At 70.6% G+C, this 17,517-nt stretch carries 17 protein-coding genes; 13 read left to right on the forward strand and 4 right to left on the reverse strand.

The genetic code is table 11. The features are described 5' to 3' along the window. From ABD224_RS04830 to ABD224_RS04860, 7 genes are all read left to right on the forward strand, one after another. Positions 1–1,254, forward strand: a 1,254-nt coding sequence (locus ABD224_RS04830) for a polysaccharide deacetylase family protein (protein ID WP_344047142.1), incomplete at its 5' end; no start/stop codon positions are given. Positions 1,255–1,335: 81 nt separating this feature from the next. Then, the gene (locus ABD224_RS04835) at positions 1,336–2,001 is read left to right on the forward strand and encodes a TlpA family protein disulfide reductase (protein WP_344047145.1); all 666 of its coding nucleotides are present in this window, start codon (positions 1,336–1,338) and stop codon (positions 1,999–2,001) included. Between the two features lie 6 nt (positions 2,002–2,007). Continuing rightward, the gene (locus tag ABD224_RS04840; protein ID WP_344047147.1) at positions 2,008–2,769 is read left to right on the forward strand and encodes a cytochrome c biogenesis CcdA family protein; all 762 of its coding nucleotides are present in this window, start codon (positions 2,008–2,010) and stop codon (positions 2,767–2,769) included. Positions 2,770–2,771: 2 nt separating this feature from the next. After that, a complete protein-coding gene (gene resB, locus ABD224_RS04845) occupies positions 2,772–4,619 on the forward strand; it encodes a cytochrome c biogenesis protein ResB (RefSeq protein ID WP_344047149.1) in 1,848 nt (615 codons plus the stop codon). Further along, positions 4,616–5,734 carry a c-type cytochrome biogenesis protein CcsB gene (gene ccsB / locus ABD224_RS04850; protein WP_344047151.1) on the forward strand — a complete coding sequence of 373 codons (1,119 nt, stop codon included), beginning with the start codon at positions 4,616–4,618 and terminating at the stop codon, positions 5,732–5,734. The genes resB and ccsB overlap by 4 nt, the downstream gene beginning before the upstream one ends. Positions 5,735–5,759: 25 nt before the next feature. Continuing rightward, positions 5,760–6,194, forward strand: a complete 435-nt coding sequence (locus ABD224_RS04855) for an SRPBCC domain-containing protein (RefSeq protein WP_344047153.1) — start codon at positions 5,760–5,762, stop codon at positions 6,192–6,194. A gap of 195 nt (positions 6,195–6,389) precedes the next feature. Beyond that, on the forward strand, positions 6,390–7,157 hold the full coding sequence (locus ABD224_RS04860; RefSeq protein WP_344047155.1) for a CDP-alcohol phosphatidyltransferase family protein: 768 nt from the start codon (positions 6,390–6,392) through the stop codon (positions 7,155–7,157). Between the two features lie 53 nt (positions 7,158–7,210). Here ABD224_RS04860 and ABD224_RS04865 read toward each other — a convergent pair whose 3' ends face one another. Further along, the gene (locus ABD224_RS04865; RefSeq protein WP_344047157.1) at positions 7,211–7,612 is read right to left on the reverse strand and encodes a PLD nuclease N-terminal domain-containing protein; all 402 of its coding nucleotides are present in this window, start codon (positions 7,610–7,612) and stop codon (positions 7,211–7,213) included. Between the two features lie 91 nt (positions 7,613–7,703). On the opposite strand from ABD224_RS04865, the gene ABD224_RS04870 reads away from it, so the two are divergent. Continuing rightward, positions 7,704–9,161: a menaquinone biosynthesis decarboxylase gene (locus ABD224_RS04870; protein ID WP_344047159.1), complete on the forward strand. Its 1,458-nt coding sequence runs from the start codon at positions 7,704–7,706 to the stop codon at positions 9,159–9,161. After that, positions 9,158–10,066, forward strand: coding sequence for a menaquinone biosynthesis prenyltransferase MqnP (mqnP, locus tag ABD224_RS04875; RefSeq protein WP_344047161.1), 909 nt, complete (start codon positions 9,158–9,160; stop codon positions 10,064–10,066). The genes ABD224_RS04870 and mqnP overlap by 4 nt, the downstream gene beginning before the upstream one ends. 93 nt (positions 10,067–10,159) lie before the next feature. On the opposite strand, the gene ABD224_RS04880 is transcribed toward mqnP, so the two are convergent. Further along, positions 10,160–11,065, reverse strand: a complete 906-nt coding sequence (locus tag ABD224_RS04880) for a LysR family transcriptional regulator (RefSeq protein WP_344047449.1) — start codon at positions 11,063–11,065, stop codon at positions 10,160–10,162. Positions 11,066–11,144: 79 nt separating this feature from the next. On the opposite strand from ABD224_RS04880, the gene ABD224_RS04885 reads away from it, so the two are divergent. After that, positions 11,145–12,134, forward strand: a complete 990-nt coding sequence (locus tag ABD224_RS04885; RefSeq protein WP_344047163.1) for an EamA family transporter — start codon at positions 11,145–11,147, stop codon at positions 12,132–12,134. Between the two features lie 57 nt (positions 12,135–12,191). Here the strand turns inward: ABD224_RS04885 and ABD224_RS04890 are convergent, their stop codons facing one another. Both ABD224_RS04890 and ABD224_RS04895 read right to left on the reverse strand, forming a co-directional pair. Next, entirely contained in the window at positions 12,192–12,779 is a 588-nt protein-coding gene (locus tag ABD224_RS04890) for a hypothetical protein (protein WP_344047165.1), read from the reverse strand. Positions 12,780–12,871: 92 nt separating this feature from the next. Beyond that, positions 12,872–14,122 (reverse strand): helix-turn-helix transcriptional regulator, encoded by a 1,251-nt coding sequence (locus ABD224_RS04895; protein WP_344047167.1) that lies wholly within the window; start codon positions 14,120–14,122, stop codon positions 12,872–12,874. Positions 14,123–14,264: 142 nt separating this feature from the next. Here ABD224_RS04895 and ABD224_RS04900 point away from each other — a divergent pair, with 142 nt between their 5' ends. The 3 genes from ABD224_RS04900 (at position 14,265) to ABD224_RS04910 (ending at position 17,369) form a co-directional block, all read left to right on the forward strand. Further along, positions 14,265–14,849: an HD domain-containing protein gene (locus ABD224_RS04900; RefSeq protein WP_344047169.1), complete on the forward strand. Its 585-nt coding sequence runs from the start codon at positions 14,265–14,267 to the stop codon at positions 14,847–14,849. Positions 14,850–15,138: 289 nt separating this feature from the next. Further along, on the forward strand, positions 15,139–16,572 hold the full coding sequence (locus ABD224_RS04905; RefSeq protein ID WP_344047171.1) for an AAA family ATPase: 1,434 nt from the start codon (positions 15,139–15,141) through the stop codon (positions 16,570–16,572). Next, on the forward strand, positions 16,569–17,369 hold the full coding sequence (locus ABD224_RS04910) for an HNH endonuclease family protein (RefSeq protein WP_344047173.1): 801 nt from the start codon (positions 16,569–16,571) through the stop codon (positions 17,367–17,369). The genes ABD224_RS04905 and ABD224_RS04910 overlap by 4 nt, the downstream gene beginning before the upstream one ends. Positions 17,370–17,517 lie beyond the last annotated feature (148 nt).

The raw sequence follows: 17,517 nt of genomic DNA on the forward strand, positions 1-17,517 counted from the left end.
GGTGGCTCCGGGGCGTCGGACGGCCCGGGCCGCACCGGCGGATCCCGGGCCTCGGGCAGGCCCCGTACGACTCCCTCCGCGCCCGCCGTGCGCCTCATCGGCGACGGATCGACCTCCTTCACCGGCCGGCAGCCGCGCCAGCCGGCCGAGCCGGTCCCGCTGGAGCCGGGGCAGGCCCCGCCGCAGTTCGTCGTCTTCTCCTGGGACGGGGCCGGCGAGGTCGGCAACGGTCTGTTCCCCCGCTTCCTGGACCTCGCCAAGCGGCACGACGCCCGTATGACCTTCTTCCTGTCCGGCATCTATCTGCTGCCCGAGTCCAAGAAGCGCCTGTACGACCCGCCGAACAACCCGCGCGGCGCCTCCGACATCGGCTATCTGACCGACGAGCACATCAAGGACACCCTCGCCAGCCTCCGCCGCGCCTGGCTCGAGGGCCATGAGATCGGCACCCACTTCAACGGCCACTTCTGCTCCGGCCGCGGCTCGGTCGCGCACTGGACGCCCCGGCAGTGGCGCAGCGAGATCGAGCAGGCCAAGAGCTTTGTGCAGCGGTGGAAGACGAACACCGGCTGGACCGAGCTGCCCGCCCTGCCCTTCGACTACGACAAGGAGCTCGTCGGCGGACGCACCCCCTGTCTGCTCGGCCAGGACCAGCTGCTGCCCACCGCCCGCGAGCTCGGCTGGCGCTACGACGCCTCCTCGCCCGGCGGCCGTCAGGTGTGGCCGGGGAAGCGGAAGGGGATCTGGGACCTGCCCTTGCAGCAGATACCTTTCCCCGGTCGCGGGTTCGAAGTCCTCTCGATGGACTACAACATGCTCGCCAACCAGTCGGTCAACTCCACCAACGCCCCCGCCCACAACCACCCCGGCTGGCGCAGGCAGGCGGCCCAGGCCTACATCCAGGGCTTCAAACGGGCATACGAGACAAACCGGGCGCCCTATTTCATAGGCAATCACTTCGAGCAGTGGAACGGCGGCATCTACATGGACGCCGTCGAGGAGGCCCTCAAGCACATCGCGCGGGAGAGGGACAAGGGCGCGGATGTGCGCCTGGTCTCCTTCCGGCAGCTCGTCGACTGGCTGGACGCGCAGGATCCGCGGGTGCTCGCCAAGCTGCGCACCCTCGAGGTCGGGCAGCGGCCGGCCGGGGGCTGGAAGGAGTTCCTGAAGGACGCCGGCGGCGCCGGGGCCCGGAGCACGAAGGGCTCGTCGGACGCGGGCCGAGAAGGCGCGGGCCGAGAAGGCGCGGGCTGAGAAAGCGCGGGCCGGGAAGCGGCGCCCGGGCCGTCAGGGGGGCGGGCAAGATCCCCGGAACGGGCATGCGAAACTTTTCACATGAGTGCTGCCAGTCGCGTCCCCCCGTGCTCGAACCGGGCGAACCCCACGCCCCGTCCGCACCGCACGCGCCCGAGCCGCGTCCGCCGCCGCGCCGCCCTGTTCGCCGCCGGGACCGCCGTCGCCGCACTCACCCTGTCCGCGTGCGGGTCCGGGGGCACCTCCGGCGGCTCGGGCAACACCAACTTCATCGCCGGCTCCGACGGCATCGCGACCGTGAAGAAGAGCGAGCGCAAGCCGGCCCCCGACCTGTCCGGGAAGACGCTCGACGGCAAGCACCTCGACATGACCGCCTACAAGGGCAAGGTCGTCGTCCTCAACGTCTGGGGCTCCTGGTGCGCGCCCTGCCGTGCCGAGGCGCCCAACCTGGTGAAGGTGGCCGAGGAGACCGCCGGCAAGGGCGTGCAGTTCATCGGCATCAACACCCGCGACACCAGCCCCCAGCCGGCCCTCGCGTTCGAGAAGCAGTTCAAGGTGCCGTACCCGAGCCTGTACGACCCCACGGGCAAGCTCCTGCTCCGCTTCGAGAAGGGCACCCTCAACCCGCAGGCCATCCCCAGCACGATCGTCATCGACCGGGACGGGAGGATCGCCGCGCGTGCCCTCCAGGCACTCAGCGAGAAGAAGCTGCGCACGATGCTCGATCCGATCGTCGCGGAGAAGTGAGCAGCCGTGCTCCTGGCCACGGTCACCGATCCCCAGCAGACGGTGTTCAGCGGGGCCCTGCTGCTCGCCCTGCCCATCGCCCTGCTCGCCGGACTCGTCTCCTTCTTCTCTCCCTGCGTCCTGCCGCTCGTCCCCGGCTATCTGTCGTATGTGACGGGTGTCACCGGCACCGACCTGGCGGAGGCCCGGCGCGGGCGGATGGCCGTCGGTGCCTCGCTCTTCGTGCTCGGCTTCACCGCGGTCTTCGTCTCCGGCGGAGCGCTCTTCGGCTACGCCGGGCAGACCCTTCAGGGCTACAAGGACATCCTGTCCAAGGTGCTGGGCGTGCTCATGATCCTCATGGGCGCCTTCTTCATGGGGCTGATGCCCTGGCTGACCCAGCGCGAGTTCCGCTTCCACAAGCGGCCGGCCACCGGTCTGGTGGGCGCGCCCCTGCTCGGGGCCCTGTTCGGGATCGGCTGGACCCCGTGCATCGGCCCGACCCTCTCCACGGTCCAGACGCTCTCCCTCCAGCAGGCCAGCGCCGGGCGCGGCGCCCTGCTGACCGCCGCCTACTGCGCCGGGCTCGGCATCCCGTTCGTGCTCACCGCGATCGCCTTCCGCAAGGCCCTCGGCGCCTTCGGCTGGGTCAAGCGCCACTATGTGTGGGTGATGCGCCTCGGCGGCACGATGATGATCGCGACCGGTGTCCTGCTGCTGACCGGTGTCTGGGACCTGCTGGTGCAGAGGATGCAGATCTGGTCCACCGGCTTCACTGTGGGGATCTGAACATGAGCAAGACAACGCCCGGCCCGACGGCCGACGGGACCCCGGTGCCCCCCGGTGAGGAGGAGCTGGGTGCCGCCGGTTCCCAGCTGTCCACCGCCCCCGCCGAGACCGCCGTCCCCGGCTCCTTCGGCGGCAGCCGCGCGCCCGGCCTGGCCGGCCGGCTCGCCTGGACCGGCCGTGAGCTCCTCGGCTGGGCCCGCTGGTTCTGGCGGCAGCTGACCTCCATGCGGGTCGCGCTGCTGCTGCTGTTCCTGCTCTCCCTCGGCGCCGTCCCCGGCTCGCTGATCCCGCAGGAGGGCACCGACGCGCTGAAGGTCGAGGAGTTCAAGGAGGCGCACAGGACGCTCGGGCCGGTCTACGACAAGCTCGGCCTGTTCCACGTCTACAGCTCGGTGTGGTTCTCCGCGGTCTACATCCTGCTGTTCATCTCCCTCATCGGCTGCATCGTGCCGCGCACCTGGCAGTTCATCGGCCAGCTGCGGGGCCGCCCGCCGGGTGCCCCCCGGCGGCTGACCCGGCTGCCCGCGTACACCACCTGGCGCACCGCCGCCTCGCCCCAGGAGGTCCGCGAGGCCGCGCTGAGGGTGCTCGGGCAGCGCCGCTTCCGCGCCCACGTCGCCGGGGACGCCGTCGCCGCCGAGAAGGGCTATCTGCGGGAGGTCGGCAACCTCGTCTTCCACTTCGCGCTGATCGTGATGCTGGTCGCCTTCGCCTGGGGCCAGCTGTACAAGACCGAGGGCAACAAGCTGGTCGTCGAGGGCGACGGCTTCGCCAACACCCTCATCCAGTACGACGACTTCAAGTCCGGCAGCCTCTTCGAGAACGACGACCTGGTGCCGTTCAGCTTCACCCTGAAGGAGTTCACCGGCACCTATGAGCGCACCGGACCGCAGCGGGGCACCCCGCGCGTCTTCGAGGCGGACGTCACCTACAGCGTGGGCGCCGACGGCAAGGAGCGGAAGGCCACCATCTCGCCCAACCACCCGCTGAAGATCGGCAACGCCCGGGTGTACCTGGTCAGCCACGGCTACGCCCCGACCGTCACCGTCCGGGACGGCAAGGGCGACGTGGTCTACCGGCAGGCCGTGCCGCTGCTGCCGATGGACGGCAACATCACCTCGCAGGGCGCGATCAAGGTGCTCGACGGCTACCGGAACGCCAAGGGCGAGTCCGAGCAGCTCGGCTTCTCCGCGTTCTTCGTGCCGACCTTCGCCGGTGCCGGCCAGGGCACGATGTTCTCCCAGTTCCCCGCGCTGGACTTCCCCGTTCTCGCGCTGACCGGCTTCCACGGCGACCTGGGGGTCGACTCGGGCCTTCCGCAGAACGTCTACCAGCTGGACACCAAGAACCCGAAGCTGAAGCAGTTCAAGGACGACAAGGGCGAGATCGTCCGGGCCCGGCTGCTGCCCGGCGAGACGATGACCCTGCCGGACGGCGCCGGCTCCATCACCTTCGAGAAGGACATCAAGGAGTGGGCCGGTTTCCAGGTCGTCCAGCAGTCCGGCAACGGCTGGGCGCTCGCCGGCGCGGTCTTCGCGATCGCCGGCCTGGCCGCCTCCCTGTTCGTCCAGCGCCGCCGGGTCTGGGTGCGCGCCGTGGAGGGCGCCGACGGCGTGACGGTCGTCGAGATGGCGGGCCTCGGCCGCACCGAGTCCGCGAGGGTCCCCGAGGAGCTCGGCGACCTGGCCGCCCTCGTCCACGACAAGGCACCCGCACGGACCGATCCCGATCCCGCCTCCGACTCCGATCCCGCCTCCGACTCCGATCCCGCCTCCGACCCCGATCCCGCCCCCGACCGGGAGCCGGACGCCGACACCCCCGTACCTGCCGAAGGGGCTGAGAAGAAATGACCTCCGCCGCCGTGACCGAGCCGGCCGTGACGACCCTGGCCGCGACGAGCAACGAAACCCTCGCGGCCCTCAGCAACCTGCTGATCTACTCCGCGATGGCCGTCTACACCCTGGCCTTCTTCGCCTACATCGCCGAATGGCTCTTCGGCAGCCGCAGCAAGGTGGCCCGCACGGCCGCCGCGCTGACCGCCCGGCCGGCCGCGTCGGAGGCACAGGGCCCCACGGTGACGGTGAGGTCCGCCGGGGGCACCACCGTGCTGGAGCGGCCCAAGGTCGTCGTACGGTCCTCCGCGGGCACCCGGGACGTGCCCGACGGGCCCGGTGCGCACGGCGGCGACGAGCAGGGCGACCTGTACGGCCGGATCGCCGTGTCCCTCGGCGCGCTCGCCTTCCTCCTCCAGGCGTGCGGCGTGATCGCCCGCGCGGCCTCCGTGCAGCGGGCGCCGTGGGGCAACATGTACGAGTTCAACATCACCTTCTCCGCGGTCGCGGTCGGCGTGTACCTGCTGCTGCTCGCGCTGAAGAAGAACGTGCGCTGGCTCGGCCTGTTCCTGACCACCACGGTCCTGCTCGACCTCGGTCTCGCGGTCACCGTCCTCTACACCGAGAGCGCCCAGCTGGTCCCGGCCCTGCGGTCGTACTGGCTGTACATCCACGTCTCCACCGCGATCCTCTGCGGCGCGGTCTTCTACGTGGGCGCGGTCGGCACCGTGCTGTACCTGTTCAGGGACTCCTACGAGAACAAGCTCGCCTCCGGCGGCAAGCCCGGCCGCTTCGCGACCTCCGTCCTGGAGCGGATGCCCGCCGCGGCCTCCCTGGACAAGTTCGCCTACCGCGTCAACGCGGCCGTCTTCCCGCTGTGGACGTTCACGATCATCGCGGGCGCCATCTGGGCCGAGTCCGCCTGGGGCCGCTACTGGGGCTGGGACCCCAAGGAGACCTGGTCCTTCATCACCTGGGTCGCCTACGCCGGCTATCTGCACGCCCGCTCCACGGCCGGCTGGAAGGGCCGCAAGGCGGCCTACATCGCGCTGATCGCCTTCGGCTGCTGGCTGTTCAACTACTACGGCATCAACATCTTCGTCAGCGGCAAGCACTCGTACGCGGGCGTCTGACCGGCCCCTCGGGGACACTGGTGCCATGACCGGACCCATCGAACAGGGCACCAGCCGAACCCGCGGGAGCGCCCACATCCTCACCTTCCTGGTGCGGCTCTCCCAGCCCATGGAGAAGGTCTGGCCCCAGCTGGCCACACCGGAGGGACTCGCGCGGTGGTTCACCGAGGCCGACGAGCTGCAGCCCCGGCTCGGCGGCGCGGTGACCCTGCGGGGGCTCGGCAGCGGGCGGATCACCGCGTGGGACGTGGACCGGATCGTCGAGTACACCCTGGAGGACGGCAGCCGGCTCCGTTTCCACCTGGAGCGGTACGGGGAGGACGGCGCCACCCTCCGCTTCACCCACGAGTTCCGGGACGGGGCGGAGTCGGAGCAGCGCTGGCGGGCCCGCTTCGAACGCCTGGTCGAACTGACCGAGCCCCAGGGGTCCCGCGCCCCGGACCCGGACGCCACCGCCTGAGCCCCCGCGGCAGGCCCCGCGGCGGCGGCGCGGCGGTTCCGCCGCCCGGCCCGCGCGGTCAGCCCGGTCCGTGCGCCTGCCGTACGGCGTACGGGTGATACGACCGCCCGGTAACGTCACCGGAGCCACTCGGTACTCTGGCCCGATCACCGCCGCATGCGCGGCAGTCGGACCCGGTGGGTGGGAGGAACAGTCATGGGTGCTGCTCCGGTCCTGGAGGAGCTGAGGGAGGTCTGCCAGCCGCAGGCGAAGCTGGCGAGCCGCAACGGCGAGCACTGGGCGGGCCGCCTGTACATGCGGAAGATCTCTTTGCGCGTCACCCGGCAGCTGGTGCGCACGCCCGTCACCCCCGACCAGCTGACCTGGACCATGGTGGTGTGCGGGATCGCCTCCGGGGCCGCGCTGCTGATCCCGGGGCTGACCGGTGCCGTGCTGGCCGCCGTGCTGATGCAGCTCTTCCTGCTCTTCGACTGCGTGGACGGCGAGGTCGCCCGCTGGAGGGGCCAGAACAGCGCGACCGGCATCTACGTCGACCGGCTCGGCGCCTACCTCGCGGACGCCGCGCTGATGACGGGCGCCGGCTTCCACGCGGCCCGTTCCGGCTTCGGCGGCTGGGTGTCGCTGGGCCTCGCCACCGCTCTCGGGGTGGTGCTGCTGAAGGCCTCCACCGATCTGGTGGACGTGGCCCGCGCCCGGCGCGGACTGGCCGTCGCCGACGACGAGTCGACCCGGCCGCGCTCCCAGGGCGTGGCCACGGTCCGCCGGCTGGCCGCCGCCTTCAAGATCCACCGTCTGACCAACGGCATCGAGGCGTCCCTGTTCCTGCTCGTCGCCGCGATCGGCGACACGGTCACCGGCGGGGTCGAGGTCACCCGCTGGGCCCTGATCGCCCTCGCCGCCATCACCTGGGTGATGGTCCCGGCCCATCTGCTGTCGATCCTGTCGTCGTCCCGGCTGCGCTGAGGGGCGCGGGGCCGAGCAGCGCGGAGGCCGAGGGACGCGGGGGCGCGGGAGGTTCAGCCGTCCTTCGGCTCCTCGCCGCGCTCCTTGCGGCGCAGCTCCTCCTCACGGCGGCGCAGATCGGCCTCCCACTTCCTCAGGAGCTGCTCGTCCTTCTTCCTGTTCTCCTCGTCGAGGGACTTGTCGAGGGACTTCAGGAACTCGGGGTTGTCGTCCGGGGCGACGTACCGGGTCCGGCCGCGCTGCCACCCCGGGGGCGCGCCGCCGTGCGCCAGGGCGGCCCGGTCCTTGCCCGCGATCAGCCAGACGATCGGGCCGACGATCCAGAAGAGCAGGATGATGAAGACCCAGGCGATCTTGGGCAGGTGCCTGACCTCGTCCTCGGGAGTGTTCAGACAGTCGATGAACGCGAAGATCACCAGTACCAGCGGCACGAGGTACAACAGCACCCTGAGCATGTCGAGAAGTCCCCTGGAAAGCGACGGCGGGGCCCTGTGAGGACGGCCCCGGTGACAGGGCCAGGGTAGCCGGTGGCCGATACTGGGACACATGGCTTACGACGATCTTCGCTCCCTGCTCAGGGCGTTGGAGCGCGAGGGAGACCTCAAGCGCGTCAAAGTCGAGGTCGACCCGTATCTGGAAGTGGGCGAGATCGTCGACCGGGTGCAGAAGTCGGGCGGCCCCGCCCTGCTCTTCGAGAACGTGAAGGGCTCGGCGATGCCGCTGGCCATGAACGTCTACGGCACCGACCGGCGCCTGCTGAAGGCCCTCGGCCTGAAGTCCTACGACGAGATCAGCGACAAGATCGCCGGGCTGCTGCGGCCCGAACTGCCCCAGGGCTTCATGGGCGTGCGCGAGGCCTTCGGCAAGCTCGGTGCGATGACGCACGTACCGCCGAAGAAGGTGAAGTCGGAGAACGCCCCCGTGCACGAGGTCGTCCTGCACGGCGACGAGGTCGATCTCGACCGGCTGCCGGCGCTGTTCACCTGGCCCAAGGACGGCGGCTCCTTCTTCAACCTGGGGCTCACCCACACCAAGGACCCGGAGACCGGCATCCGCAATCTGGGCCTGTACCGCCTGCAGCGCCACGACAGGCGCACCATCGGCATGCACTGGCAGATCCACAAGGACAGCCGCAACCACTACCAGGTGGCGTCCCGGCGCGGCGAGCCTCTGCCGGTGGCCATCGCCTTCGGCTGTCCCCCGGCGGTGACGTACGCCGCGACCGCCCCTCTCCCCGGTGACATCGACGAATACCTGTTCGCCGGGTTCATCGCGGGCAAGCGGATCGAGATGGTCGACTGCAAGACCGTGCCGCTCCAGGTCCCGGCGAACGCCGAGGTCGTCCTGGAGGGCTGGCTGAAGCCGGGGGAGATGCTGCCGGAGGGCCCCTTCGGCGACCACACCGGCTTCTACACCCCGCAGGAGCTCTTCCCGGCGCTGACCATCGACTGCGTGACGATGCGGAGGCGGCCCCTGCTGCAGTCGATCGTCGTCGGCCGCCCCCCGACGGAGGACGGGCCGCTCGGCCGGGCCACGGAGCGCTTCTTCCTCCCCCTGCTGAAGATCATCGTCCCGGACATCGTGGACTACCACCTGCCCGAGGCCGGCGGCTTCCACAACTGCGCGATCGTCTCGATCGACAAGAAGTACCCCAAGCACGCCCAGAAGGTGATGCACGCCATCTGGGGGGCGCACATGATGTCGCTGACCAAGCTGATCGTGGTCGTCGACGCGGACTGCGATGTGCACGACCTGCACGAGGTCGCCTGGCGGGCCCTGGGCAACACGGACTACTCCCGTGACCTCACGGTCGTCGAAGGCCCCGTCGACCACCTCGACCACGCCTCCTACCAGCAGTTCTGGGGCGGCAAGGCGGGCATCGACGCCACCAGGAAGCTGCCCGAGGAGGGCTACACCCGCGACGGAGGATGGCCCGAGATGGTGCTGTCCGACCCCGAGACGGCGGCGAAGGTCGACCGCCGCTGGAAGGAGTACGGCCTGTGACGTCGGCGTCCGCCGCACTGCCGCAACCAGGACGCACCAGGACCTTCCTGCGCCTGGTGATGATCGAGCACTCGGTCTTCGCACTGCCCTTCGCCTACATCGCCTCCCTGACGGCGATGTACGAGTGGGACAGGACCATCCACTGGGGCAAGCTGCTGCTGGTCACGGTCTGCATGGTGGGCCTGCGCACCTTCGCCATGGCGGCCAACCGGATCATCGACCGGGAGATCGACGCCCGCAATCCCAGGACCGCGCACCGCGAGCTGGTCACGGGCGCCATGTCCGTGCGCCAGGCGTGGATCGGCGCCCTGATCGCCCTGGCGTTCTTCCTGGCCTCGGCGGCCCTGCTCAACCCGCTCTGCCTGGCCCTCGCCCCCGTCGCGGTGGTCCCGATGGTGGTCTACCCCTACGGCAAGCGGTTCACGAACTTCCCGCAGGCCATCCTGGGGCTGGCCCAGGCGATGGGCCCGGTCGGCGGCTGGCTGGCGATCACCGGCGCCTGGTCCTGGGAGGCGGTGATCCTGGGCCTGGCGGTCGGCATCTGGATCGGCGGCTTCGACCTCATCTACGCCTGCCAGGACGTGGAGGCCGACCGCGAGATCGGCGTCAAGTCGGTCCCGGCCCGCTTCGGCATACCGGCCGCCATCCGGTCGGCCCGGGCCTGCCACGTGGTCACCACGGCCCTGTTCGTCTGGTACGCCCTCGTCACCGGCGCCGGCGCCTTCTTCTGGCTGGGCCTGCTCATCGTCGCGGGCGCGTTCGTCTACGAGCACACCATCGTCCGCCCGCACGACCTGTCCCGCCTAAACCGGGCGTTCTTCAGCGTCAACGGCTTCATCGGCATCGCGCTGTTCGTCTGCGCCCTGCTGGACCTGCTGGTGCGCGGGCTGACGGTGTGGAGCTGACGGTGCAGGGCTGACGGTGCAGGGCTGACGGTGCGGGGCTGACGGGGAGAGCGGGCCGGAACGCCGGCACCGGCAGGGCCACGCCCCCCGTGCCTACGCCTGCGCCTGCGCCGCGGCCTTGGGGACGCCGAGGACGGCGAGCATCGCCCGGGTGGCCGGGCTGGGGTTGAACCGGCTCCACACCAGATACTCGGTGCGGCGCGGCCCGTCGACCACCGGGACCAGCGCCAGTCCGGGATCGCCGGCGGCCCGTGGCCGGATGAAGGCCGACGGCAGCAGCGCGACGCCGAGCCCGCGCGCGATCAGCTGGGTGAACAGTTCGACGGCACCGGCCTCGTACGCGACGTCACGGGTCAGGCCGGCGGCGGCGAACGCCCGGTCGGACTGGGCCCGGCCGGGTGTTCCGCTCGCGAAGTCCACGAACGTCTCCCCGGCGATGTCCCCCAGCGTGACCCGGGAGGCACCCGCGAGCCGGTGCCCGGCCGGCACCACCAGGACGTGCTCGTCGTGATCGAGCGCGATGCTCTCCACCCCGGACGGCTGTTCGCCCACCGGCAGGCCGAGAAAGGCGATGTCCAGCTCGCCGCCGCGGACCGCCGCCGCCAGGGCGTCGCTGTGCCCGGCACGGAGGAGGACATGGACGTCCGGATGCCGGGCGCGGTACCGCTGCAGCAGTTCGGGCACGTCGACGGCGGCCGTGGTCACGATCACACCGACGGCGAGCCGGCCGCGCACCACTCCGGCCGCGGCGGCGGCGTCGGCGGCCGCGCGGTCGGCCGCGGCCAGGCACTCGCGCGCGCTCACGAGGAACGCCTCTCCGGCACTGGTCAGCTCGACACGGCGGCTGGACCGGGCGAACAGCTTGACCCCGAGTTCCCGTTCCAGGCCGGCGATCCGGTGACTGAGGGACGACTGCACCACGGAGCAGCGCTCCGCGGCACGGGTGAAGTTGCGGGTCTCGGCGAGGGCGACGACGTAGCGCATCTGCTGGAGATCCATGCGGCCATCGTTCTGCTTCATGGCTGCCATGACAAACATGCTTTGCATTCATGACAGGGGGCTGCCGAGACTTCCTCGTATGCGTTTCCCGACTTCCTTGACCGAACAGTCGCCGGATGCGTCGCGCACCCCGCCCGCGCGGCAGGCGGCAACCGTCCTGCTGACCGCGCTCGCCCCCGCGTCCTGGGGCACCACCTACGCCGTGACCACGGAGCTGTTACCGCCCGGGCATCCGCTGTTCGCCGGGCTGATGCGCGCCCTGCCCGCCGGACTGCTCGCGCTGGCGGTCACCCGTGTGCTCCCGCGAGGGGACTGGTGGTGGAAGGCCGCCGTCCTCGGCGCGCTCAACATAGGCCTCTTCTTCCCCCTGTTGTTCCTGGCGGCCGAACGGCTCCCCGGCGGTGTCGCCGCCACCCTCGGCGCCGCACAGCCGCTGATCGTCGCCGCCCTGGCCGTCGTGATGCTCCACGAACGGCCGCACGCCTGGCGACTGGCCTGGGGTGTGGCCGGCGTGGTCGGCGTCGGACTCGTCGTGCTCGGGCCGGGGGCCCGGCTGGACGCCGTCGGAGTGCTCGCCGGCCTCGGCGGTACGGCCGTCATGGCCGGCGGGGTCGTCCTCACCAAGCGCTGGGGCCGCCCCGAGGGAGTCGGCCCGCTGGCCCTGGCCGGCTGGCAACTGACCGTGGGCGGCCTGCTGTTGCTCCCGCTCACTCTTGCGTTCGAGGGGGTACCGCAGCGGATCGGCGCCGAAGCCGTCGGCGGTTATCTGTGGCTCGGCGGCATGGGCGGGCTGATCGCGTACACGCTGTGGTTCCGCGGGGTCGGCAAGCTGCCGGTCGGCGCGTCCGCACCGCTGGTGCTGCTGTCGCCGCTGGTGGCGGCTCTTGTCGGCGTCGTCGCACTGGGCGAGTCGCTGAGCCTGCCGCAGACCCTCGGTTTCGTCCTCGCTCTCGTCGCCCTGCTCGCCGCACAGTTCAACTCCCCACCCCTGCCCGGCCGCAGCACGCGCGAGCGGCCCGCGGCAGAAGAACGCACGCGAGAAGAGCAGGGGAGCGGAGAGCGAGTGTGAGCAGGACAGGCGCCGGTGCGGGAAAGGCCGACGACGGGCACGGCCATGTCCCGCTGCTCACGGCTCCACATCGTCTTCCCCCATCAGCCGGTGGCGGCCGGCGGCGATCAACCGGGCCACCGCCAGCGGCGGGCAGAGGATGCCGAGTGACGGCATGGGCACCGACCAGTACGGGTCAAGCGGCCGCGGTTCGACGGCGTCGGGCCGCGGCACCCCCAGGTACGTGCCGCGTCCCAGGCAGTCCACATCCTGCGTGCGCCAGTCATCCATCGCCCGGTGCCACGACACGGGCATGCTGGGCGGGACCAGCGCGTAATACCGCTGGTGGCGCGGGCTGCAGATGACCGGCCCCTCCAGGGTCTGGCCGAGGAACTCGTCGACATGCTCCGGGCGGGTGCGCCCGGCCACGGCGTGCACCAGGCGTGCGGGAATCCGCACGGCTGAGAACAGCGCGCCCAAGGGCAGCAATGCCACCCCCTGCTGCTCCCACTCCGCACGAGCGTAGCCGCGGTGCTCGTCCGGACACGCCGCCAGCAGCCAGTGCCCGACCGCCAACCGGCGATCGGCAGCCGGATGTACCAGCACCCCGGGCTGGGACTCACATTCGACGGGGCGCAGGGCCTGCTGGCTGCCGTCGGAGATCATCCTCTTTCCTCCACAGTCACAGTGATCTGCCTCGCATCTGTGACCGTAGGAGTACGCACAGTGAACCGAGGACCGGAATCCGGTCCCCAGCCCTACGCCGACAGCAAGCCGATCTCCACCGCCAGCTTCGACGCCCGACGCCGGCGAGCCGCCTGCTTCGACTCGGTCTCCTCCAGGAGGATCCGCCGCGCGTACCCGTTGTACCGGATCGTCTCCGGCGCCGCCCGGTGTGCCTTCTCCAGCATCGCGATCGCCACATCCGGCTGCCCGTCGAGCTGATACCCGCGGGCCTCCTCGATGCGGTGCCGCGCCCGCCGGGGTCGCGAGGGGATCGTCACCTCGTCGGCGCGGGCGGCCTGCCGCACCGACTCCCCGCCCTGGTGCAGCTCCACCGCCACCGTCACCGCGTGCGCGCCCATGATGGCCCGTGAGAACGACGTCACCGGGTGGTAGTAGTCGGCCGGCAGCCGGGCAGCCATGTCGTTCGCCTTGTCCCAGTGCCGCCACGCCGTACCCGTCTCCCTGCGGCGGGCCGCCGTGTAGCCCAGCTCGAACTCCAGCGCCCCCGCGATGGCGAGCACGTCATCGGGGGCGTCCGGCAGCAGCGGCTCGAGGAACCGGCATGCCTCCAGAGCCACCGCGTCGGCGGCATCGAAGTGCCGTGGTCCCGAGTCGCGGTGTGCCTGTGCGAGCAGCCAGGCGGCCACCCCGATCTGATGCGGGTCCTCGGACTCCTGCGCGGCGATCATGCCGCGCTCGGCAACGCGCCACAGCAGGGAGCTGTCGGGCTGGTAGGCGATGAAGAACTGACTGAGGCTGTAGGTCTGGGCGAGCAAGGCCTGCGCCGCACGGCGGTCAGCCGCGCTGTCGGCATGCCGGACCAATGCCCGCGCGTCGCGGATCAGGTCGGGCAGCAGCCGGCCAATGACCTCGCGGTGGTTCGGCGCCTGGTGGCGGGCCTTCCAGGCGGCATGGAGCCGGGCCTGAAGGTGCGCCACGGGCGGCGGCTCGACGTCCGAGGCGAGCGGGAAGCCGTCGATGGCGGCCCTGACCGCAGCCAGGCGGGGGTGACCGGGACCGACGAAGAGATCGACGTGCATGTCGGGATGGCCTGTCAGGTCGGCAAGGTCGCGGACGCGGAGGGCCTCGGCGATGCGCATCACCATCTCGAGACCGGGCGCCTGCTGCTGCCCGTTCTCGATCTTCTTGAGGGTGTGCGGTGAAACGTCGATGAGACCCGCGAGCTGTGCACGCGTCATACCTCGGCGTTCACGCAGGATTTGCACCCGCTGCCCGAACTTCAGCGGATCGGCGTAGAGGTCCGGGGCAGCATCAGACGGCATGGCCTCGCCCCTCTCTGTACGGGTCGCACTGCCAGGGTATGGGGCGAGACCCTTTTCGTGAGGGCGTTTTGCAACGCCGCCCTCGTGCAGGAGGGCATCAGGCACACACTCCGCCTCGCCGAGGCGTGAGAGGAGTCCATCCGTGTCCGATGAAGACGAACTGGCCCCGGTGGCACGGTTCTTGTATGAGGCAGGCACGCTGAAGCAAGCCCGGCGCACCGGCTGGTGGATGGCCGGCGTACGCGATCCGGAGAGCGTCGCCGAGCACGCCTGGCGCACCTCCCTGATCGCATCCGTCATCGCCACGCTGGAGGGCGCCGACCCGGCACGCGCCGCATTCCTGGCGGTCTGGCACGACTCGCAGGAAACCCGCACCGGCGACGTCAACCACATCGCGAAGAAGTACGCCGGCAAGGCCGATCCGCAGGCCGTGACCGCCGACCAGACGGCGGGCATGCCCAAGGTCCTCGCCGATCGCATCCGGGACCTGATCGCGGAGTACGAGGCCCACGAGTCCCCTGAAGCGGTCTGCGCGCGAGACGCCGACAAGCTCGAGTGCATGCTGCAGGGCATCGAGTACCGGTCCCAGGGCTACGAGCTGGCCCAGCGGTGGATCGACAACAGCCGCGGCCGACTCGTCACGGCGACGGCCAAGGCGCTGGCCGACCAGCTGCTGGCCATGGATCCGCTGGACTGGCTGCGCAGCGTCCTCGGTGAGCTGCGCTGACCACGGACACGGACGAAACGGCCCCGCCCCCGGCAAGAGATGCTGTTGGTTGATCCGGGGTCGTCTGCTTCGCCCCGCCGATCGTGTGGTCGGCGGGGCGAAGTGCTGCGAAGTGGCTGGTGCGGGCACGTCCATCGCCGTTGCACACCGCTGGATCTGCTGGTGCGCGGGCTGACGGTGGAGAACGATCGGTGTGGATCTGTGAGGACACGTAGAGTGCGATCGACGACCCTGTCCGCGCCGACCTCAGGAAGCCCCCGTGTATGTGAGCCGCATCTGTGTGCGGAATGTGAGATCGTTTCACGGCGACCGCGCCGCCGTGCTCGATCTCGCGCGCCCCGACGGCTCCTACGCCGGCTGGACGGTGCTCGCGGGGCGCAATGGCTCCGGCAAGACGAGCCTGCTGCGGGCCATCGCCCTGGCCTGCGCGGGGCCGGACAATGCCCACCGGCTGCTGCCGAGCTTCGAGTCCTGGGTCAGCGAAGGCGCCCAAGCGGCCGAGTCGGCTGTGAGGATCGTGCCTGATCAGGATCTGGACTTCCGGGGCGACTGGTCCGAAGACTCCCTCTTTCCCGCCCCTCCCGAGGCCCCCGTGGACCCGTTCTGGTCCAAGCTGCACTGGGCACAGCGGGAGCCGGGGCGGAGAGCCGGCGGACGTGCGGGCCGCACCCCACGTCGCACCGAACCGGCCCTGTCGGCGAGCAATGGCCTTGAGGACCAGGGAGGGGACCCTTTCGCGTCCGGAGGCATGTGGGACGCACAGCCGAACGGCTGGCTGCTGGCAGGCTACGGAGCCTTCCGACGCCTGTCCGGGGGCGACGACAGGCCCCGGAACAAGCCACGCGCGCTCGCCCTGTCCCGACTGGACACCCTCTTCGACGAGGACGCGTCCTTGGCCGATGCCGTCACCTGGCTCGTCGGGCAGCACCTGCGTGCCCTGGAGGGAAACACCGCCGCTGCCGAGCTGAAGGCCACAGCGCTGACGATCCTGGGCGACGGTCTGCTGCCCGACGACTGCCGCGTGGTGGATGTCGACTCCGAGGGCCTGTGGGTCGAACGGCAGGGGGTGCGCTACCCGCTGCGGGAGATGAGCGACGGCCTGCGGACGATCACCGCTCTGGTGGTCGACCTGCTGCGACAGGTGTACGAGTCGTACGCGCTCGCCCGTGAGAGCGGTCTGGCCCTGGTACGCGAGGATGAGGACGGCCGGCTCGTCGTCCCCGTTCCGGGAGTCGTCCTGATCGACGAGGTGGACGCCCATCTGCACGTGTCGTGGCAGCGTCGCATCGGCCCGTGGCTGACCACGCATTTTCCCGGCATCCAGTTCCTGGTCACCACGCACAGCCCCTACATCTGCCAGTCCGCCGATCCCGGTGGTCTCATCCGGCTCCCAGGACCGGGGGAACGGACAGGTCCACAGGTTGTCGACGACGACCTGTACGAGCGTGTGGTGTACGGCAGCGGGGACGACGCCGCCCTGTCGGCGCTGTTCGGCCTGGACAGCCCCTACTCCGAGAAAGCCGAGAGGACCAGGGCCGAGCTGGTTGCGCTGGAGGCGGCGATCCTGCGGGGCACGGCCGACTCGGCGGCCACGGCCCGCTACATCCGCCTCAAACAGCTGCTCACCAGTTCGCCGTCGGCCCGGCTGGACGAGATGTCGGCCGGCCTGCCCCTGCTGGCTGCTGAAGAACCCCAGACACCGGAACCGGGACGCGACGAGTGATCAGGCTGGTGCGGATCCCGCTGCCCCGCAGGACTGCGGAATACCTGAAGACGTATGGAGCCAAGGTCGAGGCCGCGGACGACCGCAGGACGACGGCGGAGAAGCTGTGGCGCCACAACAGAACGGTCCGTACCAAGGTGCACCCGGAGCTGATGCGGACCCTCGGACGCATGGCGGCAGGGCACGAACGGTGCATGTATTGCGGCGACAACCAGGGATGCGCCATCGACCATTTCGAACCGGTGGTGGTCAATCCGTTACGGGCCTTCGACTGGGCCAACCATCTTCTCGCCTGCACTGTGTGCAACAGTCACTGCAAGCGGGACGCCTTTCCGCGTGACGAGAGGGACGGAAGCCCTCTCCTGCTCGACCCCACCCGTGAAGAACCCTTGCGCCACCTGCACCTCGCTCTGTCCGTGGGCACCTATACCGCGCTCAGCGTGAAAGGGGAGAAGAGCATCGAGGTGTTCGGGCTGAACCGTCCCGTCCTGGTCAAGGGCCGGACAGAGGCCTACACACGAGCGCGGGTGTTCCTCGGCCAGTGGCAGAGCGCCCACCGGCGCGGCGACGAGGCAGCCGCGGACCGGATCGTCCACCTGGCCTGGAACCAGCCGTTGGCCGATGTGCTCGCGTCGATGTTCCATCAGGCCGTGCATCCCGCCGCCGCGGTGCTCTTCGCCGGGGAGGAAGACCTGCTGCCCGTCCTGACCGACCAGTCCACCCGCGCGGCGTTCGGCCGTGACCTCCCCGCGGCGGATCCGCCCATTGCGACCGAAGCCGACACACCGATGCCTTAGCGTTGCGCCGTACGCCGTCTGGCGTTTGCGGGTCATGGCGGTCGCCGGGATCGCTTCAGTGGCGGTTGCATCGACGGCACCTTGGCGGACGGGCTGCCGCCTCTGGACATCAGCGACGGCTGAGGTGTTCATCGACGGCCCCGGCATC

The sequence above is a fragment of the Streptomyces thermoalcalitolerans genome, assembly GCF_039525155.1.
GTDB lineage: Bacteria > Actinomycetota > Actinomycetes > Streptomycetales > Streptomycetaceae > Streptomyces > Streptomyces thermovulgaris.

Coding starts and splice junctions, on each gene's coding strand:
- ABD224_RS04835 (WP_344047145.1), top strand. CDS start 1,336: ATGAGTGCTGCCAGTCGCGTCCCCCCGTGCTCGAACCGGGCGAACCCC.
- ABD224_RS04865 (WP_344047157.1), bottom strand. CDS start 7,612: ATGCTCAGGGTGCTGTTGTACCTCGTGCCGCTGGTACTGGTGATCTTC.
- ABD224_RS04890 (WP_344047165.1), bottom strand. CDS start 12,779: ATGATCTCCGACGGCAGCCAGCAGGCCCTGCGCCCCGTCGAATGTGAG.
- ABD224_RS04895 (WP_344047167.1), bottom strand. CDS start 14,122: ATGCCGTCTGATGCTGCCCCGGACCTCTACGCCGATCCGCTGAAGTTC.
- ccsB (WP_344047151.1), top strand. CDS start 4,616: ATGACCTCCGCCGCCGTGACCGAGCCGGCCGTGACGACCCTGGCCGCG.
- ABD224_RS04870 (WP_344047159.1), top strand. CDS start 7,704: ATGGCTTACGACGATCTTCGCTCCCTGCTCAGGGCGTTGGAGCGCGAG.
- ABD224_RS04885 (WP_344047163.1), top strand. CDS start 11,145: ATGCGTTTCCCGACTTCCTTGACCGAACAGTCGCCGGATGCGTCGCGC.
- ABD224_RS04855 (WP_344047153.1), top strand. CDS start 5,760: ATGACCGGACCCATCGAACAGGGCACCAGCCGAACCCGCGGGAGCGCC.
- ABD224_RS04880 (WP_344047449.1), bottom strand. CDS start 11,065: ATGGATCTCCAGCAGATGCGCTACGTCGTCGCCCTCGCCGAGACCCGC.
- ABD224_RS04860 (WP_344047155.1), top strand. CDS start 6,390: ATGGGTGCTGCTCCGGTCCTGGAGGAGCTGAGGGAGGTCTGCCAGCCG.
- resB (WP_344047149.1), top strand. CDS start 2,772: ATGAGCAAGACAACGCCCGGCCCGACGGCCGACGGGACCCCGGTGCCC.